15 protein-coding genes are annotated in these 24,498 nt (G+C 52.6%); 14 read left to right on the top strand and 1 reads right to left on the bottom strand.

What is annotated here, in order from left to right; all coding sequences use genetic code 11:
* The first annotated feature begins 81 nt into the window (after positions 1-81).
* The 6 genes from efeB (at position 82) to ACN08Y_RS06905 (ending at position 11,148) form a co-directional block, all read left to right on the top strand.
* Positions 82-1,365 (top strand): iron uptake transporter deferrochelatase/peroxidase subunit, encoded by a 1,284-nt coding sequence (gene efeB, locus ACN08Y_RS06930; protein WP_419100151.1) that lies wholly within the window; start codon positions 82-84, stop codon positions 1,363-1,365.
* A gap of 188 nt (positions 1,366-1,553) precedes the next feature.
* The gene (locus tag ACN08Y_RS06925; protein WP_419112213.1) at positions 1,554-3,008 is read left to right on the top strand and encodes an NAD-dependent epimerase/dehydratase family protein; all 1,455 of its coding nucleotides are present in this window, start codon (positions 1,554-1,556) and stop codon (positions 3,006-3,008) included.
* A gap of 71 nt (positions 3,009-3,079) precedes the next feature.
* Positions 3,080-4,648: a type I restriction-modification system subunit M gene (locus ACN08Y_RS06920; protein ID WP_419112212.1), complete on the top strand. Its 1,569-nt coding sequence runs from the start codon at positions 3,080-3,082 to the stop codon at positions 4,646-4,648.
* The gene (locus ACN08Y_RS06915) at positions 4,648-6,708 is read left to right on the top strand and encodes a DUF262 domain-containing protein (protein WP_419112211.1); all 2,061 of its coding nucleotides are present in this window, start codon (positions 4,648-4,650) and stop codon (positions 6,706-6,708) included. Before ACN08Y_RS06920 ends, ACN08Y_RS06915 begins: the two co-directional genes overlap by 1 nt.
* Positions 6,709-7,971 (top strand): restriction endonuclease subunit S, encoded by a 1,263-nt coding sequence (locus ACN08Y_RS06910; protein WP_419112210.1) that lies wholly within the window; start codon positions 6,709-6,711, stop codon positions 7,969-7,971.
* Positions 7,972-8,094: 123 nt separating this feature from the next.
* The gene (locus ACN08Y_RS06905; RefSeq protein WP_419112209.1) at positions 8,095-11,148 is read left to right on the top strand and encodes a type I restriction endonuclease subunit R; all 3,054 of its coding nucleotides are present in this window, start codon (positions 8,095-8,097) and stop codon (positions 11,146-11,148) included.
* Between the two features lie 131 nt (positions 11,149-11,279).
* On the opposite strand, the gene ACN08Y_RS06900 is transcribed toward ACN08Y_RS06905, so the two are convergent.
* Entirely contained in the window at positions 11,280-12,239 is a 960-nt protein-coding gene (locus ACN08Y_RS06900) for an Abi family protein (RefSeq protein ID WP_419112208.1), read from the bottom strand.
* Between the two features lie 263 nt (positions 12,240-12,502).
* On the opposite strand from ACN08Y_RS06900, the gene ACN08Y_RS06895 reads away from it, so the two are divergent.
* The 8 genes from ACN08Y_RS06895 to pheT all read left to right on the top strand — a co-directional run bounded on the left by ACN08Y_RS06895 (position 12,503) and on the right by pheT (position 24,433).
* Complete coding sequence (locus tag ACN08Y_RS06895) at positions 12,503-13,432, top strand: TrmH family RNA methyltransferase (RefSeq protein WP_419112207.1); 930 nt, start codon at positions 12,503-12,505, stop codon at positions 13,430-13,432.
* A 24-nt stretch (positions 13,433-13,456) separates the two neighbouring features.
* Complete coding sequence (locus tag ACN08Y_RS06890; RefSeq protein ID WP_419112338.1) at positions 13,457-13,918, top strand: (deoxy)nucleoside triphosphate pyrophosphohydrolase; 462 nt, start codon at positions 13,457-13,459, stop codon at positions 13,916-13,918.
* Between the two features lie 165 nt (positions 13,919-14,083).
* A complete protein-coding gene (locus tag ACN08Y_RS06885) occupies positions 14,084-14,806 on the top strand; it encodes a hypothetical protein (protein WP_419100147.1) in 723 nt (240 codons plus the stop codon).
* Positions 14,807-15,895, top strand: coding sequence for a DegT/DnrJ/EryC1/StrS family aminotransferase (locus ACN08Y_RS06880; RefSeq protein WP_419100146.1), 1,089 nt, complete (start codon positions 14,807-14,809; stop codon positions 15,893-15,895).
* A gap of 14 nt (positions 15,896-15,909) precedes the next feature.
* Entirely contained in the window at positions 15,910-17,721 is a 1,812-nt protein-coding gene (locus ACN08Y_RS06875; protein ID WP_419105123.1) for an ABC transporter ATP-binding protein, read from the top strand.
* A gap of 140 nt (positions 17,722-17,861) precedes the next feature.
* Positions 17,862-20,516, top strand: coding sequence for a rhamnan synthesis F family protein (locus ACN08Y_RS06870; RefSeq protein WP_419112206.1), 2,655 nt, complete (start codon positions 17,862-17,864; stop codon positions 20,514-20,516).
* A 302-nt stretch (positions 20,517-20,818) separates the two neighbouring features.
* The gene (gene pheS / locus ACN08Y_RS06865; protein ID WP_419112337.1) at positions 20,819-21,877 is read left to right on the top strand and encodes a phenylalanine--tRNA ligase subunit alpha; all 1,059 of its coding nucleotides are present in this window, start codon (positions 20,819-20,821) and stop codon (positions 21,875-21,877) included.
* A gap of 3 nt (positions 21,878-21,880) precedes the next feature.
* Entirely contained in the window at positions 21,881-24,433 is a 2,553-nt protein-coding gene (gene pheT, locus ACN08Y_RS06860) for a phenylalanine--tRNA ligase subunit beta (protein WP_419112205.1), read from the top strand.
* Positions 24,434-24,498 lie beyond the last annotated feature (65 nt).

The following is a 24,498-nucleotide window of genomic DNA, read 5'->3' as shown; positions in this document are numbered from 1 at the left end:
TCCAGCAGCTTTGCACGGTAAAAGACCTAGGCTCCTGCTCAGCATAAGAGCAGGAGCCTTCCCCATAGAAAGAAGGCTTATATGCCTGAAAAGAAGAATCCCGCACTAGCACTTCCCAGCATGAACCGGCGCGCTGCTATGTTAAGTAGTCTGGGCGTAGCCCTGGTAGCCGGGGGCACAGCCTGTAGCTCTCTGAAAGCATCAGAATCAGCGGCAGAAGACCAGAATAGCTACCCCTTTTTTGGCGAACACCAAAGTGGGGTAGTAACACCCGCCCAAGATCGCCTGCATTTTGTGGCTCTAAAAATTACAGCAGAAACCAGAAAAGAGCTACAAGAGCTCTTCATGGACTGGACTCTGATGAGCCGTAGCTTAATGGCTGGCCAGGATGTGGGGGAGGAAAAGCCTCTTGAATCTCCACCGGATGATACTGGCGAAGCTATGGATCTTCCCGCTGCCCATCTGACCCTTACTTTTGGGCTAGGCCGGTCACTCTTCCTTGACGCGGACGGTAAAGATCGTTTCGGTCTTGCTGATCAGCTTCCCCCGGCTCTCGAAGATATTCCCAAGATGAGTGGCGATATGCTGGAGAGTAACTGGCAAGGTGGAGATGTGTGTATTCAAGCCTGTGCAGATGATCCGCAGGTAGCTGTGCACGCTATTCGCAACCTGGTGCGACTGGCAGCAGGCCGGGCTGCGGTCATGTGGAGCCAGCTAGGCTTTGGTAGGACATCTTCTACCTCCACCGCGCAGATCACCCCCCGTAACCTCTTCGGTTTTAAGGATGGCACCGCCAACATTAAGGCTGAAAGTAAGGATTCCCTGGTAGATCATGTGTGGGCTTCTGGCGCTAATTCTGAAGGTAATCCTGCCTGGATGGAGGGCGGCACCTACTGTGCTGTGCGTAAGATCCGCATGCATATTGAGCCCTGGGATCGGACTTCCTTGAAGGAACAAGAAGAAATTATTGGGCGAACTAAGAAAGATGGGGCTCCTCTTTCTGGCGGTGGAGAATTCGATAAGCCAGATTTTTCCATGCAGGGCAAGTCTGGCCCCATTATCCCCGACGATGCCCATATGCGACTGATGCACCCTGATAACCATGGGGGAGCTAAGATGCTGAGGCGAGGCTATAACTATACAGATGGTAGTGATGGCCTGGGCCACTTGGATGCTGGTCTCTTCTTTATCGCCTATGTGTGCGACCCTCGCACTCACTTTGTCCCTATGCTCAGAACAATGATGAGTTCTGATGCCTTGAGTGAATACCTACGCCATGTGGGCAGCGCACTCTTTGCTGTTCCCCCGGGGGTCAAAGACCAGGATGACTACCTGGCATCAGGGCTTTTTAAAGCTACTAGCTAGGCAGGTGGGCTGGCTCTGCTTTCTGCATAAGATGGGGGAGTGCCAGCCCCCCTGCCTCAGGGGCGGGGCGCTTTAGCAGTCTTCTGCTCCGTCTATTTGTTTACTTCCTTCCTCTAGGGCTATAGGCTAGCTTATGACCCATGGCACTGTTGGCAGTGACCTCATGATTTTGTGGAAGGTGGCAGGGCATGAAAATCCTACTCACAGGTGCCTCTGGTTATATAGGGGGCAACCTGCTCAAAGAGCTTAAGAAGAACCACCAGGTCATTGCGGTTTCACGCAGCGCCCAAGGCAAGACCAACGAAGAGAACGTCACCTGGGTGGCAGCCGATTTGTTTGCACCTGAGGATAATCAGCGCATTATGCAAGGAATCGATCTGGCGGTTTACCTGGTACATTCCATGCAACCTCAGGCCAAGCTGACACAGGCTAGCTTTGAGGATATGGATGCCCTACTGGCTGACAATTTTGCCCGCGCCGCAGCTACCTGCGGGGTCAAACGCATCGTCTATTTGAGCGGGATTATCCCTGATGCCCCTAAGCTGTCGCGGCACCTAGCAAGTCGCCTGGAGTGCGAAAAGATTTTGGGTTCCTATGGCGTGCCGGTGACGACCTTGCGGGCAGGGTTGATTGTGGGGCCGCAGGGTTCTTCGTTCCCTATCCTTCAGTCCTTGGTTCAGCGGCTACCGGGTTTGGTCTTGCCCAAATGGGCCTATAATCGTACTCACCCTGTTGCCTTGGACGATGTGGTCCACGGTTTACTGGCCGTTATTGAGCGTCAGGACTTGGGGCAGCAGGCTATTGATATTGGTGGCCCTGAAGAGATGACCTACCGCCAGCTTTTTGAAGAGACTGCCCAGGAACTAGGTAAGAAACTACCCATGGTGGATGTGCCCCTGATCCCTGTCTGGCTTTCGAAGCTGTGGGTGACCCTGATTAGTGGTAAGCCCATTGAGATGGTTGGCCCCCTACTCGATAGCCTGGTCCACGATATGGTAATCAGCCCTGAACACACGGTTGAGGGGATTACAGATGCCCCGACGACTTTCCGGCAGAGCGTTCGGAGGGCTACAGAGAATCAGGATTCCCCGGGCTACAGTTTGCCGCGTTTCTCGATTCCCTTTAAGAAGGATATGGAGAACCCTAAGAATGACGTTAAGTCAATCCAGCGGGTGAGGATTCCCGCGTCTTGGTCTGTGCAGGACACGGCTGACTACTACCTGGCCTGGTTGCAACGGGCCAGCTTTAAGGCAGTGAGTACTCGGGTAAGTCAGGGACACGCAGAGATTCACCTGCCCCTGTTGCGGGATCCTATCCTGGTCTTGGATTATTCCCCTGCGCATTCTAGCGAGCAGGATGTAGTGTATGTGATTTCTGGAGGTCGCTTAGCGAGGGTTAAGAACGACGATCGCGCCCGTCTGATCTTCCGCAGGGTGCTGGCTGAGGACAAGGTGATTATCGCTATTCAGGAGTATGAGCCAACCCTGCCCTGGTTTGTCTATACTTTGACTCAGGCCCGTGTTCACCTGCTAGTGATGACAATATTTGGCTACGAGACTGCTGCGTTAGCTACCTGGGAAAAGTTGCGGCGGTCTGACCGTGCCAAGGAAGCAAGAGACAAAACTGGCGCACCCACAACCTAAGTAATGTTTCATTTCTGGTTTTAGGGGCGACTGAGGACCTAGTTCCATAATCAAAAGAAAGACAGAGCTTTATGAGCCAAAAGATAGAACGAGCTGAGTTGCACCGCGCCCTATGGAAAATCGCAAATGACTTGCGCGGAAGTGTAGATGGCTGGGACTTTAAACAGTATGTTCTGGGTTTCATGTTCTACCGGTTTATTTCAGAAAATCTTACCCAGTATCTTGATAGTGAGTTAGAAGAGGGTGATGCTAGCTATGCGACGATGACCAATGTTGAGATTGCGGGGAATCCCGAAGCTATCCGCGATACGGTGAATGAAAAGGGTTTTTTCATCTTCCCTGAGCATCTTTTTGAGAATGTTCGCCGCCGGGCAAATGCCGATAGCGAAAACCTTAACGAGGTGTTGCAAGAGGTTTTCGGTGCTATTGAATCCTCTGCAACTGGCATCTTGAGTGAATCGGATAATAAGATTCGCGGCCTCTTTGATGATATGGATGTTAATAGTAATAAGCTGGGCTCTTCGGTTTCTAAACGTAATGACCTCTTGCGTAAGCTGCTGAATGAGGTCGGGAATTTTAATCTGGGTAACTTTGCTGATTCGCATAATGATACTTTTGGTGATGCCTACGAATACTTGATGGGTATGTATGCATCTACTGCGGGAAAGTCAGGGGGCGAGTACTTCACTCCGACTGCTGTCTCGGAGCTTCTAGCCCACATTGCAGTGGATGGTAAGAAGAAAGTTAATAAGGTCTATGACCCGGCCTGTGGATCGGGCAGCCTTTTGCTCAAATTTGCAAAGGTGTTGGGCAAGGAGAACGTTAAGGAAGGTTTCTTTGGGCAGGAGATTAACCTGACGACCCGTAACCTTGCGCTCATTAATATGTTCTTGCATGACCTGAACTATGCTCAGTTTGATATCGCGCATGGCGATACTCTGATTGACCCTGCCCATGTGGATATTGAGCCTTTTGAGGCTATTGTTTCTAACCCGCCTTACTCTGTGAAGTGGGAGGGCGACGCTAACCCTTTGCTGATTAATGATGAGCGGTTTGCGCCGGCGGGTGTTTTGGCTCCAAAATCGAAGGCCGACCTTGCCTTTACAATGCATATTTTACATTGGTTGGCAGAGAACGGTACGGCTGCGATTGTTGAGTTCCCTGGTGTTCTTTACCGTGGGGGAGCAGAAGCCAAGATTCGTAAGTACCTGATTGAGGGCAATTATGTTGATGCGGTTATCCAGTTGCCGCCGGACCTCTTTTTTGGAACGACGATTGGCACGTGCATTATTGTGCTGAAGAAGGCGAAGAAGGATAACAAGACTCTTTTTGTTGATGCTTCGGCTGAGTTTGAGCGCTCGGGGAATAAGAATACGATTACCGAGGTGCACCGGCAGAAAATTTTAGATGCGTTGGCGCGTCGTGAGGATGCTGAGTATTTTGCCAAGCTGGTAGATAACAGCAATATTGCAGATAATGACTATAACCTTTCGGTGTCTTCTTATGTTGAGGCTGAGGACACCCGTGAGGTGGTTGATATTGTGGCTTTGAACGCTGAAATTGAGCGGATTGTGGCCCGGCAGTCTCAGTTGCGTACCGAGATTGATGCCATTGTGGCAGAACTGGAAAGTGGAAAATAATGAAGGCTGTCGATTCAAACCTGCTGGATTTATTGAAGAAGAGCGAACGTTTTGTCGTTCCTATCTACCAGCGCGTGTATTCCTGGGGCAAGGACGAGTGCCAGCAACTATGGAAAGATATTATGCGCGCAGGTTCTCGGGAAGCCTTGGCTAATCATTTTACGGGGTCAATTGTTTATATTGAACGGGATCAGGGTTCTAATACTGCTAAGGAGCCTGATTTGCTGATTGATGGTCAGCAGCGAGTTACTACTGTTACCTTGGTGCTTTCTGCTTTGGCTTCTTACCTGGAGACGCGTCCTAAGGAGCAACAGGAGCCTATAGCTGGTTTTTCACCTCAGAAGATTCGGGGTAAGTACCTTACGAATGAGTATGAAGAGGGTGACGAATATTTTAAGCTCACTCTTACTCATCGCGATAGGGATGCCTTGCAACGTGTGGTGCAGGGGCTAGATCCCATTGATGAGAGTTCCCGCGTAACAGCGAATTTTAGGTATTTCGTTGACCAGATTGGGGCGCTTGATGAGTCAGGGGTCAAGGAGCTGTGCGAGGGCTTGAATAAGCTGGTTGTTGTTGATGTTAAGTTGACTCGCAAGCAAGATGACCCGCAACTGGTTTTTGAGTCAATGAACGCAACGGGTAAGAAGCTGTCCCAGGCTGATTTGATTCGCAACTTTGTACTGATGGATGTTCCTCAGCGGCTCCAAGCTCGGCTGTATAAAGATTACTGGTTCCCTATGGAACGGGTTTTTGCGGAGTGCGATGAGCGTCGTTTTGATGAGTTTGTGCGCCACTACCTGACCATGAAAACTAAGAAGATTCCTCGGTTGGATGATGTCTACGAGGCATATAAGGAGTTTGCTTTTACTCAGGATTCTTCTTCTGATGCGTGGAAGGAGAAGCTGGTTGCTGACCTCTATACCTATTCAACCTATTTTGCTGCTATGGCCTTTGGACGGGAAAGGGACCAGCAGCTGGCTCAGCGTTTTTCTGAGATGGAGCAGTTGGCAACAGTTGCCTACCCCTTCCAGCTTCGTGTGTATGCGGACTATGAGGCTCGGATTCTTGGGCATGGGGAATTTGTGACTATTCTTGATGCACTAATTTCGTATCTTTTCCGTCGAAATATTTGCAAGATTCCAACAAATAGCCTGAATAAGACCTTTAATACTTTGGTGAGTAGGGTAAACCCTAATGACTATGTTAATTCGGTGCTGGGCTATCTTTTGTCCTTGACGGACTATCGTCGTTTCCCAGCTGATCAGGAATTTATTGAGAAGCTGGAGAATGAAGATGTTTACTTTAGCCAGAAGAAGAACTATCTGTTGCACAAGTTAGAGAACTGTGACAGTAAAGAGGTTGTTCCTACCTCTCACTACACTGTGGAGCACATTATGCCCCAGACCCTAACGGAAGAGTGGAAGCATGAGCTGGGGGATAACTGGGAGGCGATTCACCGGTATTTCTTGCATACTTTGGGTAATGTGACGTTGACGGGTTATAACCCTGAGTACTCTAACCGTTCGTTCCTGGAAAAGCGGGACATGGAAGGCGGATTTGCGCAGAGCCCCTTGCGTTTGAATTTGTCTTTGCGTAATGCGGTCTCGTGGGGACAGGAGCAGATGGAGGCTCGTGCTAGTGAGCTGTCGGCTAAAGCCGTGCAATTGTGGGCCTACCCGCTTGTTGAAGATGGTGTGATTGAGCGGTATTCAAATTTTGATCGTTCTTCTTTTGACTGGTCTACTGCGCATTCTATTCTTGAGGTTTTGCCTTATGGGGCGTGGACTAATTATCAGGAGTTAGCTGAGGCTGTGGGGACTGGACCGCAGGCTATGGCGTATCATCTGACGAATCATGCTGGTTGCGTTAATGCTTACCGGGTATTGACCTGGGAGGGCCGTGTCTCTGAGGGTTTCCGGTGGGCGGATGATAGGGACACTCGTGATCCTCTGGATGTTTTGGTGGAGGATGGTGTACGTCTGGTGGATGGTGTGGCGGATGCTGACCAGCGGCTTAATTCGGCTGAGCTCTTGGCCTTGCTTGGAGAAGAGGGAGAGTAAGTGAGTAAGATTTTTGAACTGATTGAAGAACTCTGCCCGGACGGTGTTAAACATGTGGCTATGAGCGATGCCGGTACTTTTTCTCGGGGAAGCGGAATCCAGAAGAAAGATTTTCTGGCAGAAGGATTCCCTGCCATTCATTATGGGCAGATTTTTACCCTATACGGTTTATGGGCTAAGGAAACATTTGTCTTTGTGAGTGACGCGGTAGCTGAAAAATCCCGTTTGGCTTGTCCAGGGGATGTTGTTATTGCGACTACCAGTGAGAACGATCAAGACCTTGCAAAAGCGGTAGCTTGGGTAGGTGAATCTCCAGTTGCTGTTAGCAGCGATGCAATGATTTATTCTCCTAAGAATCTTGATGCTAAGTTTGTTTCTTATTTTTTGAACTCCACTGATTTTCAGATTCAAAAAGGGAAATTTATAACTGGAACAAAGGTTAGAAGAATCTCCTTACAAGGGTTTTCTAAAATAAAAATACCTGTGCCTCCGTTAGAAGTCCAGGAAGAAATCGTTAGAATACTAGATAAATTCACCTTGCTGGAGGCTGAGCTGGAGGCTGAGCTGGAGGCTGAGCTGGAGGCGCGGACAAAGCAGTATGCCTTTTATCGAGATTCTTTATTATTCAATGAGGGGCATGAATATAATTATTATTCCCTGTCCGACCTTGGTATAATTTCTACAGGTAAAACTCCTCCAAGTAAAGAAACGAGTGCATGGAATGGCGAGTTAAAGTTTGTGACTCCATCTGATATTTCGAATGGTCAAAAATTTATATCTGAATCTGCGAGAAGTGTAAATTTTAACTGGGTTAAAAATCGTCGTTGGAAAATTTATGGAAACGATTCTGTGTTTGTTACTTGTATTGGTGCGGACATGGGAAAGTCTGTTCTTCCAAACTGCAAATGCGTTGTTAATCAGCAGATTAATGCTATTCAAGTTAGTCGAGAATTTAGCCGTGAGTATATATTCTATTGGTTGAGCTCCAAGCGTGATTATTTACTAAAGTTAGGGCAATCTAATGGGTCTACGATGCCGATTTTAAATAAATCTAATTTTAGCAAGATTGAGATTCGTTTACCTGCTCTGAATCGACAGATTGAGATTGCAGAGAAGATTTCTAAATTTGATGCCTTGGTTAATGACATTAGTTCCGGTCTGCCTGCTGAGATTGCCGCTCGCCGTAAGCAATACGAGTACTACCGCGACAAGCTCCTCGCCTTCAAAGAGCTCCCACAGCCCGCACCCCAAGAACAACCATAAAACCAGCCGACCAACCCATCACCGGCACCTCAACCTCTAAAATAGGGAGAAGCACCGTGACTACCACATCACGGCGCTTCTCCCCAAACAAAGCTAGCGAAAACAGCAAGGCAGAAGCTCTCGATGACCATCAAAACCAGCCCCGCCACAAAAATCTCCCCCATCCTGCTCACCGAAGAGCACACCGTAGCCACAGAAGCACCGGTCACCGAAGAGCACGAACTCACCTACCAAACAGAAGCCCAACTAGAAGCCGCCTTCATCCAAACCCTCCAAAGCCAAGCCTACGAGTACCTACCCATCCGCAAGGCAGACGACCTCAAAACCAACCTGCGCACACAACTCGAAAAACTCAACAACTACACCCTCAGCAACACCGAATGGGAACGCTTCTACAAGACCGTCGTCGCCAACCCCACAGCCACCCACACCGACAAAACCGAAATCATCCAGCACGAACCCACCCAAATCTGCCTACTCGATGACGGCACCGTCAAAAACTTCAAACTCATCGACCGCCGCAACATCCACAACAACAGCCTACAAATCATCAACCAGTACGCCACAAGCGGGGGAGCCGCCTCAAACCGCTACGACGTCACCATCCTGGTCAACGGCCTACCCATGGTCCACCTAGAACTCAAACGCCGCGGAGTAGAAATCAAAGAAGCCTTCAACCAAATTAGCCGCTACCAACGCGACTCCTTCTGGGCAGACTCCGGCCTCTACGACTACATCCAAATCTTCGTTATCTCCAACGGCACCAGAACCAAGTACTACTCCAACACCGTACGCTACAAGCACGTAGATGCCCAACGCACCCAACGCCGCCGCCAAGCCAGCGCAGACTCATTCGAATTCACCAGCTGGTGGGCAACCGCAGACAACAAACGCATCAGCGACCTCACCGCCTTCGCCAAAACATTCTTCGCCCGCCACACCCTGCTCAACATCATCACCCGCTACTGCGTCTTCACCGTAGACAAAGACCTCATGGTCATGCGCCCCTACCAAATCGTCGCCACCGAACGCATCCTGCGAAAAATCCTGATCGCAACGAACTACAAAAAACAGGGCACCATTGACGCAGGTGGCTACATCTGGCACACCACTGGCTCAGGCAAGACACTCACCAGCTTCAAAACAGCCCAACTTGCCAAAGACCTAGATACCGTACACAAAGTACTCTTCGTCGTTGACCGCAAAGATCTGGACTACCAGACCATGAAGGAATACGACGCCTTCCAACGCGGCGCCGCGAACTCCAACACCTCAACCAAAGTTCTCACACAGCAGCTTGAAAACCCCCACGCCGAAATCATCATCACCACCATCCAGAAACTCGACCACTTCATCAAACAAAACCCCGGCCACCCCATCTTTAGTGAACCCGTTGTCCTTATCTTTGATGAGTGCCATCGCTCCCAATTCGGTGACATGCACAAAGCCATCACCCGAAACTTCAAAAAATACTTTATGTTTGGCTTTACCGGGACGCCTATCTTCGACGCCAACGCACGCTCAAACGGGGATATCAAACTACGGACCACCCAGGATGCCTTCGGGGAAAAACTCCACTCCTACACCATCGTCGACGCAATCCAAGACAAAAACGTTCTACCCTTCCGCGTCGAATACAACAACACCGTCAAACTAGCCGACTCAGTTCAAGACGCCGACGTCTACGGTATCAAAGCCGAAGAAGCCCTACGCTCACCAGAACGCATCAAACCCATCGTGCGGTACATCCTGGACCACTACGACCAGAAAACCAAACGCAACGAAACCTACACCCTCAAAGAACGGCGGGTCAGCGGTTTCAACTCAATCCTCGCAACGGCCTCTATCGACGCGGCTAAGGTCTACTACAATGCCTTCAAAACCGAACAAGAGCTACGGAAAGAAACCGACGGCCTTGAACCCCTCAAAGTAGCAGTCATCTTCTCCGCCGCCCCTCACAGTGAAGAAGCTAGCGACTTTCTGGCAGAAGAAAGCCTGGACGCCTACGATCTCGACGCCAATTCTTTCGCTTTCCTCCAAGACGCCATCACTGACTACAACGAACTCTTCGGAACAAACTGGGACCTCTCCAAAGGCGGTTTTGAAAAGTACTATAAAGACGTTTCAAAGAAAATGAAAAAGCGGGAACTTGACCTACTCATTGTGGTCAATATGTTCCTCACCGGCTTTGACTCCAAAACCATCAACACCCTGTGGGTTGATAAAAATATGCAGTCACACGGCCTTCTGCAAGCCTTTAGCCGTACGAACCGTATTCTCAACTCGGTCAAAACCTACGGCAACATCGTCTGCTTCCGCAACCTAGAAACCGAAACCGATCAGGCCCTTGCCCTCTTCGGTAACAAAGAGGCTCGCGCAACCGTCCTCCTCAAACCCTACACCGAATACCTAGAGAACTACCGTGCGAAACTTGACCAGCTCACGCAAGACTTCTCCTTAGCAAGCCTGAGCACAGGTGAACTTGGCGAACAAGCACAAAAAGACTTCATCAGGCTCTTCGGCGAGATTCTTAAACTACGGAACATCCTGTCAGCCTTCGACGAATTTGAGTCAGATGATACTTTAGCGCCCCGGGATGCCCAGGATTATCAGTCCCACTACCTTGATATCTACCGGGATATGCGCGAACCCAGCGAACACGAACGCGCCGATATCACCGAGGACCTCATCTTCGAGATTGAACTTATCAAACAGGTCTCAGTAGGTGTTGATCATATCCTCATGCTTGTAGACAAATACCGTCAGGGGCAGGGCACAGACCAAGAAGTGCGTGCCGAGATTACTCGTGCTGTTGACTCAAGCCCGACCCTTCACAACAAGAAAGACCTCATCGTGGACTTCCTCGATAAGGTTTCTTTGGAAAAAGATGATGTGCGAGGGGAGTGGCGTAAGCATATTGAGGAGCAGTCATCTGCTGAGCTCGAAAAAATCATTGAAGAAGAAAAACTCAAACCTGATCCCACCCGTGCATTCATGGCAGATGCGTGGCTGTCCGGGGGTATCCCTGTCCACGGAGAACGTATCGGTAATCTTATGAACTTCACCGGTTCACGTTTTGCTCGCTCAGCAAATGGTGAAAGCCGTGCCGCACGCAAGGAACGCCTTATCAACCGTCTACAGCGTTTCTATGAGCGATTCAGCGAAATAATTAGCTAGATCGTTGCCAGGAAACAAAATAAAATTCGCCCGCTTACCGAGCATGTGAAGGGTAAGCGGGCTGAAACGTTGAGTTGCCTGAGTTTACAAAAATCTCTTGCAGAAGCGGGAAAGCCCCGAAAACAGGTAGTCTACCCCGCCATGAGGAGACCCTTTTCCCAGTCATCGGGTAGCCCCAGTGCCGTTTGCGTTACTAGTGGGTTAGCCAAGAACTCCTGCTTGATAAGATCCACAACTTTCTGCGGCCAGCTTGTGCCAGGGGACGCGATACGCAGTAAGTGCGACATCATAAGCAGCGCACCAAAAAGGTCTTCGCTCTGCCCCTCAGGTAGGAGCCGAAACTCATCTTGAGTACGTAAAGCAACAGTTGGTGCCGGGGTAAAAGATTTATTCCATAGTCTGCTGTGGTGTGCGCAGATGTTACGGACGATAGTTATCTGCTCAAACCAGCGGGCCAGAGGTGATTGCTTCTTCAGCTTGGTTTGCTGGCTCTTCGACAAACCAGCAAGGGCGGGTGTAACACCCAGCCCTTCGGCAATTGCACGTTGGTCACGTGCCAGCATCCCCTCATACAGACGAGATACATCAGAAAAATCTAGAACCTCAGCTAAGACCCAAAATGGATACTGACCACCGTACTGAGCCTTGTAGTGCTTAATAGGCTCATTGCTACGAGACGCACGCCTTACTCTTTTATTCGCGGTGCTGACCCAGCTGGCATGGTCAAAGGTTGGACGGAAATGACGCGGATCTTTATAGGCAAGTGGTCCAGAAGCAACAAGGCGTTCACCAATCCGTGTACGCAACATAACTTCGATACGCTCTATGCCATCATGTACAAGAGTACGCAATTTACGGTCGGCTTCGTAGAGAGCTACAACGTCGCTGAAGCAGGTTCCCTCATGTACCGCATCTGTACGTTTGCCATCTTGGCCGAATGCACGGGCTGGGTACCAATAAGCAGACAGACGATAATAACTAACATTCTCTAGCCACTGATAGGCAAGAGAATCCTCAAGGTGCATTCCGCGGCTGCGCAGAGTCTCAATCTGTTGTTTAGGGGAAGTAGCCGGTTTGAGTATCCGGGGCATATGTAAGCTCCTGGCATCAGATAGAGATCCAGCCCACTACCTTCCAATGGTTGGAGGTGCGGGCTGAACTGTTGATACAAGATTAACATATAAACTCCACCCTAAAAAGAACTGCGAGTCATCAGATCGTAATAAATATGCAGAAAAACGCACTGTTCTCAAGAAAATGTGTTGCCAGTAGGCACTCCGAAGAATGCTAGACCCTACCGCGTCCCTGCTCACAGGCAGGGCTGCACCCGGCTTGCTCGTGAGAGAATGGGGAAATGGATTTTAGAGAACGTCTCGCTACCCCCGTCGTCATGGAAAACCCTCAGGCTGATCGCGTGAAGGATATCGCCAAACTTGCTACGCGTGCCACCCGCATTAAGACCGGGCTCTTCCTGGTTGAAGGCCCCCAAGCTGTTCGCGAAGCCCTCTTGGCCCACCAGGCTAAGCCAATGCTAGATGCCGTCTACATCACCGAGCGAGCCTTTGACCGCCACCAGGACATCGCCCAGCTCATGGAAGAAGTCCACGGCACCCCCACCCCCCAGCCGGGCCGTAAGGTCTTCATGCGCATGGTCACCGACCCCGTGCTGGCCGCTATGGCTGAGGCTGTTAGCCCCCAGGGCGTGCTGGCTGTGGCTCACCAGCTCGATATCGCCCCCGGCGATATCTGGGGTGAGGGCGCTATCAACCCCACACTGGTTGCTGTACTGGCCCAGATCCAAGACCCCGGTAACGCAGGCACTGTGCTGCGTGCCGCAGATGCGGCTGGTGCAGATTTAATCGTGACCACCAAAGGATCAGTGGATCTCTATAACCCCAAGGCTGTGCGTTCCACTGCCGGCTCCCTCTTCCACCTGCCTGTCATTCAGGGTATTGACCTAGAAGATTTTGCCGAGGACGCTAAAGCCCAGGGCCTGGGGGTGCTGGCAGCGGACGGTTACGGCCGGGTGTCCCTGGACGACCTACAGGATGCCGCTTTTGCCCTGCGCAAGGGGGTAGAGCCCCGTAAGAAGGTCAAGTACGATCTGGCTCACCCCACCATGTGGCTCTTTGGTAACGAGGCCGCTGGGCTTAGCGCCCAGGAAAAAGCCGCTGCCAACCTGCGTGTAGCCGTGCCTCTTCGCGGTGCTGCCGAGTCTCTGAACGTGGGTATGGCAGCTGCTGTTTGCCTCTTTGCCTCATCGCTGGCCCAGAACCGTAAATAATAAAGGGTGATAAGGATGCCTCAAATGGGGGAGCAGGACCAAGCAAACCGTGTGGAAACCTATCCAGTGCAAGTAGTAGCTGCCGCTATCGTTGATTCCTTGCAGGCTCCCACCCGCCTGCTGGTAGGTCAGCGTTCGGCCCCTCCGGCTTTAGCGGGGTTCTGGGAGTTCCCCGGGGGCAAGGTCGAACCGGGGGAGAGCTGCAGAGAGGCGCTCGTCCGGGAATTACAGGAGGAACTGGGGGTTAGGGTTACCTTAGGCGGCGAATTAGCTGGCCCCCACCCCCAGGGTTGGGTCTTAGACCAGAAAGCGGCCATGCGGCTCTGGTGGGCTCAGATAGCTCAAGGTAACCCGCTGCCACTGCAAGATCATCATCAGCTCCGCTGGGCCCCTTGGGACTTGAGTATCTTAGAGCTCAACTGGATTCCCGCTAACAGAGCGATAGTCAATTCTATGCTCCTTTCGTCAGGTAAAAACCCTCGCTGATATTTATACTGGGAATTACATATAGGGCATATTTCTTACAGGTGTGAAAATTTTTATTCTTAACATTAAGTCTTTGTATCTGCTCTAGCCATCCCCAATTTGTGTTGGAGCTTCAAGAGGGAGACAATAAAAGAAAATTACTTATTGCACATAGGGTGTTGAAAGATGTACGAAATTTTCAAGCCTAATCCCTGGCCAGGACTTGAAGAGCTCGAGGGGTCTGAGAATCGGGGCTTCTGGGTTTACGGTTCCAGCCCCAACACCCTGCAGATATCGGTGGATGCTCAAGTCTATTTCCAGCAACCTCTTTTAGGCTACGTGGACGATCTGGCTCAGCCAGGGCCACACCCTATGGACGGCAAACCGGTTATTCCCTATGCCGAGCTACCTCCAGAATCTTGGGTCATGATTGGTATGACCAAACCAGCCGTCCGCCAGAAAGTTTATAATCGCTGCCGGCACGATGGGCATAAGATTCTGACTGGCACCGGCCTGAGCCCCCTGGTTCCAGCCAGCGCCCAGATCGGCCAGGGTACTTTTGTGGCCCTGCATAGCCGAACAGGCTGGAATACTGTGCTGGGGAGGGGATCGCTGGTTCTAGGGGATATCGTTGCCCACGACTCGTCTTTAGGTGATTTTAGTGTCCTGGGTATTTCCAGCAGTGTCCTGGGTCATGTTCAGATAGGCCGGGGAGTCATGATCGCTCCCGGAGCTGTAATCCACAATGGCAGGCCCGACAGGCCCTTAACCATTGGGGACGGCGCCCTCATTGGGGTTGGTGCAGTGGTTGATCGTGATGTCCCCGCTGGGGCCACCGTCATGGGGCTGAGAGCTATGCCCAAGGAGAATATTCTCAGGCTCAAAGACCTAGCCCAGGAGCAGGACTAAATGACCGGTAAAGCTCTCACTCTGGGCGTGCCCACAGCACCCGATCGGGCCCTTTTCCACCAGCTCAGCGAGCAGGTGTTCGCCTCGGGTCAGTACGCCAATAACGGACCTCTTGCGGCTCTCTTTGAAATGAAATTAGGGCAGCTGTACGGTCAAGAGCTGGCTCTCTTCACTAGCTCTGGGACGAGCGCTCTTACTTTAGCCTTGCAGGCCCTAAAATTACCTCATGGCACGGAAGTTCTGACTCCTGCCCTGACATTTGTGGCTACTTCTAGCGCTATCGAGGCAGCCGGTCTGAAGCCTCGATTTGTTCCCTGCCACCCGGTTAGTCTCACCCTTGACCCTGGGCGGCTGGAACCCTATATCACTTCAAGGGTGGGGGCAATTCTGGCGGTTCACCTGCTGGGGGTAGAATGTGACAGCCAACTTGATGCCTTGGCTCAGCAACACCAGCTGCCCCTTATTTACGACGCCGCCCACATCTTCCCGCAGGAACCTGAAGGCGCAAAAGAGCTGCTAGGGCGGGGCCGTTTCAGCTGCATTTCACTGCATGCCACTAAGCTGCTTCACTCTGGTGAGGGCGGGGCAGTCTTTTGCCAGGACCCCCAAGACCTGCCTTACCTACAGCAGATCAGAAACTTTGGCCTCAATGCCGGAATCCCGCAGGCATTCGGAATCAACGGAAAAGCTAGCGAACTCTCTGCCGCCCTAGGGCTGGCAGTTATCCCAGAAATAGGCAAAGAACTGGTAGCCCGCCGCGCTCTTGCCCAAGAACTCGATGCCATTATGCAGGCCTCACCCCGGGCCTGGGTACATCCGCGGGGTAGACACTCCAATATCTTCTACGCCTTTCGCTGTGAACCTGGTGAGCAGAAGCAGCTGGTTCAGCAGTTGCAGGAGAAAAAGATTATGGCCCGTACCTTCCCCGCTCTGACTCAAGAGGGCAGTTACTGGTCCCGGTATGCGCTAGATGACCTCCCCCTCAGGCAAGAATCTGATGAACTGGCCCAAAGTTTTGTGGCCCTGCCTTTCCACTCTCAGGTGGATCAGAAGCACCTAGAAAGTATCTATGAGGTACTCAACCCGTGAAGTCTATTAAAAGTTTGAATAGCATTTTTGTTTTCCGCCGCCTGCTTGATCAAAAAACCCGGGGGAAACTTCTCATCCTGCTGGCCTTCTCCCTGCTGATTGCCCTAGTAGAATTGGGAGCTACCTTCTTGGTGCCGGTTCTGGTGTTGACCCTGAGCGGTAACTATCAGAGCCCCGGTGTTCAACGATTCGGTGACTTTCTGGGTACTACTTCTCAGGGTGAGCTCATCATCAAGACCACCCTGACTATTGTGGTCGTTTTTGTGCTCAAAGACATCAGTGCTTTGCTCTTTAGGCGCTGGTATTTGAGTTTTATCCTGCTGAACGAAGCGGAAACCTCAACTCGGCTTTTGTCCACCTACCTTAGTTCAGGTCAAGAGGAGCACAACCAGCGTAGTTTTTCAGTTGCCCTGCGCCGGCTTGAACATTCGGTACGTCAGTCCTATTCAGGCTATCTCTCCAACCTGGTTTTACTGGTCAGCGATGTACTGACGACCCTATCGATGATTGTGGCAATTTTTCTTATTCTGCCGCTGAGCTACCTGGCCCTGATTGCTATTACTACACTGATTTCTGTCGTCTTTATTAAGATTATCGGTAAGGTGTCACAAAGTGTGGGCGCCAAGAATCTGAGCATCTCACAAGACCACTACAAGATGATACTCAGAGCCATGGGAGGCTTTAGCGAGTTTAAGATACGGGGCACAGAACACAAGGTGATTGAGGATTACCGCCAGGTCTCCAGAAACCTGGCCTTGGTTAATCGCGACATGGGTATTCTTGCTGAGCTACCACGCTATATTCTTGAGATAGTTTTTCTCTCGTGCTTGCTTTTAGTTGTTCTGGCATCGGGTGAGCCCTCCAGCCACGACCTGGCCTATCTGGGAACAGTGGTCATCATCTCTTTTAGAGTCCTGCCTAGTATGCACCGGATCATTAGTTCTTACACCGTGATGCGTATATCAACTCCTGCGGTCTATGAGGTTCTTGAAGAGCTAGAGGCAACATCTAGCCCCGCCCCAGTTACCCTCTTGCCCAAGCACCCCGCCGGACAAGCAATTGAAGAGTTCAAGGAGGCGATTTCCTTTACGGGCCTGAGTTACCGGTTTAGTGACAGCAAGGATGACCAGTACGTTATCAGAGACATCACCGGTGATATTCCCAGAGGGGCTAGGATAGCCATTGTAGGGCCCAGCGGAGCAGGGAAAACGACTTTCATTAATATTCTTTGTGGGCTTTTACCCGGTTACAGCGGTAGCTTATGCATCGATGGCATAGATGTCAGGAAGGATTGGGCAGGCTTTAGGAAGCTCATCGCTTTGGTCCCGCAAAAGCCCTATATCGCTGAAGCCAGTCTGCGGGAGAACATCGCCTTTGCCTTTGGTCAGGAGGAAATTGACCAGAGAAAAATCGAAGAGGCGGTTAAACTTTCAGCCCTGACCGATGTAGTGGAGGGCCTGCCCCAGGGCTTGGACACGATCTTGCCCGAACAGGGCAGAGGACTCTCCGGCGGTCAGTGCCAGAGAATCGCCATAGCTCGAGCACTCTACCGAAAAGCGCAGATACTGATCTTGGATGAGGCAACATCTGCCCTTGACGATGACACAGAGTTTTTGGTGGATCAGGCTATTAGGTCATTACCTGAAACTATGACCGTTTTGTGTATTGCCCACCGGATGAGCACTATCGCAAGTATGCGTCAGGTGGCGCTTTTTGAAGCCGGTCAGGTGGCTTCTTTTGGGTCCTACTCAGAGGTTTACGCAAACAATGTCACCTTTAAACGCTGGGTTGATCGTAACCAGGTTTTGTTGAATAAAAAAGATTAGTTCTTGGGAGCCGCTATCGGTTCCAAGGAGTCGGTAGTGGCACCGACAAACAAAGTTTTCGGGACCGTACCATGTGAGAAACCCTGCCTTTATCAGGGGCTTTAAAGATCATAAGGTGCAGGCAGAAAGGCAAGATAAATATGGAAAATCTATCAAGCTCCCCCTGGGGGGCCCTGAACCCAGAAGTCCCAGACGGCATTTTTGATGAGGACTACTACCTCAGGACCTACCCCGATGTTCTCAATTATGAGGGTAGCCCCTGGGAACATTTTATCTTCTGCGGAGACAGGGAGGGCCGTTCCCCCAACGCGGAGCTGGACATTAACTTTTATAAGCGTTGCTATATGCCTCTGGAAAGTACTTACGCGGGCCACCACTATATCCTCAGAGGTAGACCCCTTGGCTATCACACCCGTCCCCGCCAGATACCTGCCGGGCTGACGGGAGAAAAAGTTCTCAAAGATTTTCACACCCGCCCCTGCCCCCTACTTGTCTTGGGCAATGATGCCCACAAGGCAGGTGCCCCCTTACTTCTGCTTGAATTACTTAGTGCCCTGAAATTGTTAGGTTATCAGCCCCTGGTGGTGCTGAGGAACGGGGGAGAGCTTTACGAACAGTACCGCGCAAAGTACCCGACCTACATCTGTGAAGAGGGCTGGGACGTTCAAGAAATTTTAGAAGCACTGCCCCCGAAAACTCCGGTGATAGCCAACACCTGCTGGGGCGTGCAACTCTTATCTGAAGGTCCAGAATCCGCCAGAGAGTTCTCACTGGCACTGATCCATGAAATGCCGGACTATGTCAGGCAGAACTCTTTAATGCCAGCTCTCCAACAGATGCCTCACCTGGTCTTTGCCACCGAGGCTGTCCGCTTAAGTTATCAGCACGAGCTGGAGCCCCCGAGCAAGAGTTCCGTTGTGGTTCCTAGCATCAAAGAACACTCTGTCAGCAATAAAGAAGCCAACCGGTTACGGCTTGAACTGGCAAGGCACCGGACCCTAGGGGATATATATATATCGGCTGGGTACGGGGACCGGCGAAAGGGATTTGACCTATTTATTGAAGTGGCCTGGAAGATTCTGGCCAGAGAACCTAAATCAGTTTTCATCTGGTTAGGTGAGCTATCTGCCTGGGCGCTTGAGATAGCCCAGGAGGCCCGACAGCAAGGTTTGCCTTTGATCACCCCTGGCTATGTGGCTAACTCCCACACCTGGTATGCGATTTCGAGTGCCTATCTCTTGACCTCCCGCCAAGATCCGGGGCCAACAACTGCTATTGATGCTCTGGGCCAGGGCCTGGCTATGGTTGCCTACCGCTCCGACTTAGGTATTTTAGATATCTTCAGTGCTGAGACTGCCTGGGTGGGTCAGTTGGTGGAACCCTACGATAGCGACTCAATGGCTGAGCAGGCTCTGGATCTAGTGATGAGTGACACCCCGGAGAAGCAAGGGCGACGGAAGGAGTTTGTAGCTACTATCGGCAGCTCCAAGAGATACGCTCATGAGTTGCTGGATCTGCTGCCTGCTGGTGCCCATAAGCCCTCTGTTCTCCGTTCTCAGCTGGGGGAGCGCCTAGCCTGGCTAAGACCCCTCAAGCATCTTCTGCAGGTTCAGATCCTTGGGACCTGTAAACAGGCTATCCAAAGCACCCCGGTATACAGTAAGGCTTACTCAGCTCTGGGCCCCATCTACCATTGGGGTTTTGCTCAGGTAGCTGTGAATCCCCTAGACCCGGCCCAAGGCTCAGAACCAAGAACGACAGATTTGGCTGCCGAGGTCATGGCTATCAAGCCTTGTCAAAGGAGCTGGGTTCAGTCTCTTGATTCCTTGAGATTTATGACGACCCCTTTCATCGCCCACCTGGTCCGCCACCCCGGTGACGAAATCAAAGTTCTCAGGGCTATCGAGGATCTAGCTCTTTCTTCACCTTTGGCCGAAATTCGGCAGTATGATTCCAAAAAGTTGCCCGGCTGGGTAGCAAAGCGCAAAAGTCCCCCCTTGGCTCCCTGCAGGAGCAGACAGAAAGCTTCCGTGCAATATGTTGACCCCAACGCTCTGGCATCGGAGAAGCCGCTGAGCCGGCTCCCCCGTATAGCGGTCTTCATCCACATGTTTTACCTGGAATCTTGCCCGGTGATCAAAAAGTATCTCGAACATGTGCCCCAGCCCTATGACCTCTATATCTCCACGAACACGCTTGCTAAGCTCCAGGCCATCGAAGGCTGGTTCCCCGATGTTAGAGTAAAAATCGCTGAAAACCGGGGCCGAGACATCATGCCTAAGTTTGTAGTCTTTGCCCAGGAACATCAAGATTATGACCTGGTCCTTCACCTCCACAGTAAAAAATCCCCCCACAGCGCGGATCTTGACGACTGGCTGGTCTTTATTCTTGATTCTCTTTTGCCCAGTCGCCAGGCAGTAGAGCAGATCATCGGTGCTTTGGCCTCGGATCGGGTGGGTATGGTGGCTCCTTTTCCTCACCCATCGGTTGTAAACTCCTGGAACTGGTCTACTAACTACCCGATTGCCCAGGCACTGACCTGGAAGAACAACTGGGGTCAGCTTCCCAAGAACAAGGACTTTATGTTCCCGGCAGGTAGTATGTTCTGGGCAAGGGTGGATGCTTTGCAACCTATTTTCTCTCTAGGGCTTACGGCAGAGCATTTCCCGGTTGAAGAGGGCCAAAAGGATTCAACGGTGGCCCACGCGCTTGAGCGCCTTTTGGCGATTTCCTGCAGTAAGGCCGGTCATAAGTTCACCATGGTTAACCAGCACAGCTGGCCTCAGCAATCATAAGAACCTGTCAAGCCTGAATTGCTGGGATAACCCTTTGATCTCTGATGCCAACTACCGGCAGCTAGACCACCACCTAGCCCCAGATTTTGCAGACACCCTCTGCAGAACCGTGGTGAGCAGAGAGCCGGCCTCCCGATAGGGGAGCCAGCACCAACACAGTATTTGCACTAGACTTATACCTTGATGATTTGGGCCTAGTGCCCCTACCCAACCGACGTGAAGAGATAGCTTCTATGACTGATCCTTTGCACCAGATACCTGAAAACCCCACACCCTCTCAGGTCCTGGCCAATATCCGCGCAATTCTAGAGACAGACCCGCAGCGGGGCCTAGCTACCGTTGAGGAAGCCTTCCGGGCTGAACTTGACCGAGCCCTGACCGATATTGCTGAGAAGACCCCCACCTTTGAAGACCTCAAGCGGGTTCGTCTAGAGTTTACTGGCGATAAGGGCGGCTTTACCCTAGCTAATAAGCAGATGCGTGATCTGGGTAAAGAACACAAGGCTGACGTTGGTAAGCTCATGGGCCAGGCCCGTGGCCGACTGGCTAAGGCACTCGAAGCCCGTAATACCCAGCTTGAAGAAGAGCGCGATGCCAGGATTCTGGTAGAAGAAGCCGTAGACGTCACCGCCCACACTCCCCGCCGCCGTATCGGTGGCCGCCACCCCATCAGCGTCCTGCAAGAGCAGATGTGCGACATCTTTATTGGCATGGGCTGGGAAATCGCCGACGGCCCCGAGCTGGAATCCGAATGGTATAACTTCGATGCCCTCAACTTCAAACCGGATCACCCGGCCCGCGAACTGCAGGACACCTTCTTCGTGGAACCAACCAAGGCCCACCTCATGCTTCGTACCCACACGTCACCGGTGCAGATGCGTTCCCTGCTGGAACGTGACCTGCCTCTCTACGTGGTCTGCCCCGGCCAGGTTTACCGCACCGACGAGCTCGATGCCACCCACACCCCGGTTTTTCACCAGATTGAAGGCCTTGCCGTAGATAAGGGCCTAACCATGGCTGACCTCAAGGGCACCTTAGAGCATATGGCTCGAGCTATGTTCGGTGCAGAGGCTAAAATCCGGTTGCGCCCTAACTACTTTCCCTTCACTGAGCCCTCAGCTGAGCTGGATGTTTGGCACCCCGATGCTAAGGGCGGCCCAGCCTGGATTGAGTGGGGTGGCTGTGGCATGGTCAACCCCAACGTCCTGCGCGCCGCTGGTATTGACCCTGAGGTCTACTCCGGCTTTGCCTTTGGCATGGGTATTGAGCGCACCCTCATGTTCCGTAACGGCGTAAGCGATATGCGCGACATGATTGAAGGCGACGTCCGTTTCTCACAGCAGTTCAAGATGGAGATTTAACCCATGCGAGTACCCCTTTCCTGGCTGCGTGAATACGCGCCCGTCCCGGCCGACGCAAGCGCCGAAGATCTTATGGCTACCCTGGTTAAGGTTGGCCTTGAAGAAGAAGACGTTCACCGCCCCACCGATGATCTGACTGGCCCGATTGTGGTTGGTCAGGTGCTTTCCATGGAGCCCGAGACTCACTCCAACGGCAAGACCGTTAACTGGTGCCAGGTGCGTGTAGTCCCCGAGGGGCAGAAACAGACCCTGACCGGTAAGGGTATCGAGGAATCTGGCGTGCAGGGCATTATCTGCGGTGCCCACAATTTCAAGCCCGGTGACAAGGTTGTTGTCACCCTGCCCGGTGCTGTTCTGCCCGGGGGCTTTGCTATCACCGCCCGTAAGACCTACGGCCACAAGTCTGCTGGCATGATTGCCTCCGTGCGTGAGCTGGGCATTGGCGAAGACCATGACGGTATTCTGGTACTCTCCACCCTGGGGCTTGACCCCGAGGTTGGCTCAGATGCCATGGAACTGCTGGGGCTTTACGACCAGGCCGCCGAGGTCAATGTGACCCCGGACCGTGGTTACGGTTTCTCTATTCGCGGCATTGCCCGCGAGTACTGCCATGCGACCGGTAGCGACTTCAAGGACTTCGTGCTGGAACTGGCCGCCAAGGCACCGGCGGCAAACGATGCTGGTCTGACTGTCAGGCTGACCGATTCAGCCCCCATTCATGGCAAGGAGGGCTGCACCCGCTTTGTCACCCGCACCGTCACCGGGGTTAACCCGGCCGCGCCGACACCCCCTTGGATGTCCTCTCGACTGCGCCTAGCCGGTATCCGCTCACTCTCACTGCCGGTGGATATCTCCAACTACGTCATGCTTGAAACGGGCCAGCCCCTGCACTTCTACGATGCAGACAAGCTGGAAGGCGGTATCACCGTGCGCCGTGCCCAGGCGGGGGAGAAGCTCACCACTCTGGATGGCAAAGACCGCGACCTGCACGCCGAGGACCTGCTCATCGCCGATGACTCCGGCCCCATCGGTCTGGCTGGTGTCATGGGCGGTGCCTCCACCGAGGTCACCGACTCAACCAGCACCATCGTGATCGAAGCTGCCCGCTTCGATGAGGTTTCTATTGCTCGCACCGCCCGCCGCCACAAGCTACCTTCTGAGGCCTCCAAACGCTTCGAACGCGGCGTTGACCCGCTGATTCAGGCCGCCGCCGCCCAGCGCGCGGTAGATCTGCTGGTTGAGCTGGCTGGTGCCCAGGTGGCAGAAGGGGTGACCGATACTGGCTCAGCCTATAAACCTACCCTTATCACCCTGCCCAAGGGCTACACCGCAGGCCGTATTGGCATTGACTACACCCAGGAACAGATTGTCAGTTCCCTAGAACAAATCGGTGCCAGCATTGAAACCACCGACGATGCTTACCTGGTCACCGTACCCTCATGGCGTACCGACCTGGGCGATAAGGAAGACCTGACCGAGGAAGTCGCCCGTCTGGTTGGCTACGACCAGATTCCCTCCACCCTGCCCGTTGCCCCTCCCGGGCGAGGCTATACCGTGGAGCAGACCCTGCGCCGCCGGGCACTGAACGCCCTTGCCTCATCGGGCCTGACCGAGGTCTTTGCCTACCCCTTTGTCTCCGATGCAGACAACAACCTGTGGGCCAGCCCCGTAGCCGGTGAAGAGGTTGATTCAATCCGCCTGGCTAACCCCATCTCCTCCGCCCAGGGCTGGATGCGCCGCTCTCTCTTGCCTGGTCTGACCGAGGTTCTTTCACGTAACCTCTCACGCGGTCTCAAGAACCTTGCGATCTACGAAACCGGTCATGTCTTTATCCCCGGGCCCCAGCTTGGCTCGGCCTCCATCCCCGGTCTGGGTGCTAAGCCTGATGATCAAGTACTTGCTGATCTCAACGCCGGTATTCCCGACCAGCCTCGCCACATCGCAGGTATGTTCGCCGGTGCCGAGCACGAGGATGCCCCCGGGCTCACTGCCCGAGCCTTTGACTGGCGTGATGCTCTGGACTCTGTGCTGCTGGTGGCCGATGCTGCAGGTGTCAAGCTCACCGTCGCTAACGGCGAGCATCAGGCCTTCCACCCCGGACGTACCGCTGTATTGAGTAACTCTCAGGGGCAGGTCGTAGCCTACGCGGGTGAACTACACCCCAAGTTGCTGGCTCAGCGTAACCTGCCTGAGCGCACCAGCGCTTTCGAGCTGAACTTCACCGCTCTGCTGGCTGAGGCAGGCCAGGCTGTGCAGGCCACCGGTATTTCCGGTTTCCCTGCTGCTAACCAGGATGTAGCCCTCATCGTTAAGGCTGATATCCCTGCCGCCGATCTAGCCGCCACCTTGGCTGAGGGTGCGGGCGATTTGCTTGAAGACGTTCGTGTCTTTGACGACTACCGAGGCGCCGGCATCGAAGAAGGCTATAAGTCGCTTGCCTTTGCGTTGCGCTTCCGTGCACCGGATCGTACTCTGACTGCTGATGAGGCAAGTGAAGCACGAGAAGCCGGTGTAGCTCTAGCTCTTGAGCGTTTTGGGGCGGTTCAGCGCGCCTAGAATCGTGTAGCCGAGAAGGCTGTAGATGCCCCCGCCCTAACCGTCCTAGCGGTAAGGGCGGGGGT

The sequence above is a fragment of the Rothia sp. P5764 genome, assembly GCF_048512965.1.
Taxonomy (GTDB): domain Bacteria; phylum Actinomycetota; class Actinomycetes; order Actinomycetales; family Micrococcaceae; genus Rothia.
The sequence above is the reverse complement of the archived record's forward strand: the minus strand, read 5'-3'. Positions and strand labels throughout refer to the sequence as shown.

Coding starts and splice junctions, on each gene's coding strand:
- ACN08Y_RS06925 (WP_419112213.1), top strand. CDS start 1,554: ATGAAAATCCTACTCACAGGTGCCTCTGGTTATATAGGGGGCAACCTG.
- ACN08Y_RS06895 (WP_419112207.1), top strand. CDS start 12,503: ATGGATTTTAGAGAACGTCTCGCTACCCCCGTCGTCATGGAAAACCCT.
- ACN08Y_RS06900 (WP_419112208.1), bottom strand. CDS start 12,239: ATGCCCCGGATACTCAAACCGGCTACTTCCCCTAAACAACAGATTGAG.
- ACN08Y_RS06920 (WP_419112212.1), top strand. CDS start 3,080: ATGAGCCAAAAGATAGAACGAGCTGAGTTGCACCGCGCCCTATGGAAA.
- ACN08Y_RS06885 (WP_419100147.1), top strand. CDS start 14,084: ATGTACGAAATTTTCAAGCCTAATCCCTGGCCAGGACTTGAAGAGCTC.
- ACN08Y_RS06905 (WP_419112209.1), top strand. CDS start 8,095: ATGACCATCAAAACCAGCCCCGCCACAAAAATCTCCCCCATCCTGCTC.
- ACN08Y_RS06915 (WP_419112211.1), top strand. CDS start 4,648: ATGAAGGCTGTCGATTCAAACCTGCTGGATTTATTGAAGAAGAGCGAA.
- pheT (WP_419112205.1), top strand. CDS start 21,881: ATGCGAGTACCCCTTTCCTGGCTGCGTGAATACGCGCCCGTCCCGGCC.
- efeB (WP_419100151.1), top strand. CDS start 82: ATGCCTGAAAAGAAGAATCCCGCACTAGCACTTCCCAGCATGAACCGG.
- ACN08Y_RS06890 (WP_419112338.1), top strand. CDS start 13,457: ATGGGGGAGCAGGACCAAGCAAACCGTGTGGAAACCTATCCAGTGCAA.
- ACN08Y_RS06870 (WP_419112206.1), top strand. CDS start 17,862: ATGGAAAATCTATCAAGCTCCCCCTGGGGGGCCCTGAACCCAGAAGTC.
- ACN08Y_RS06880 (WP_419100146.1), top strand. CDS start 14,807: ATGACCGGTAAAGCTCTCACTCTGGGCGTGCCCACAGCACCCGATCGG.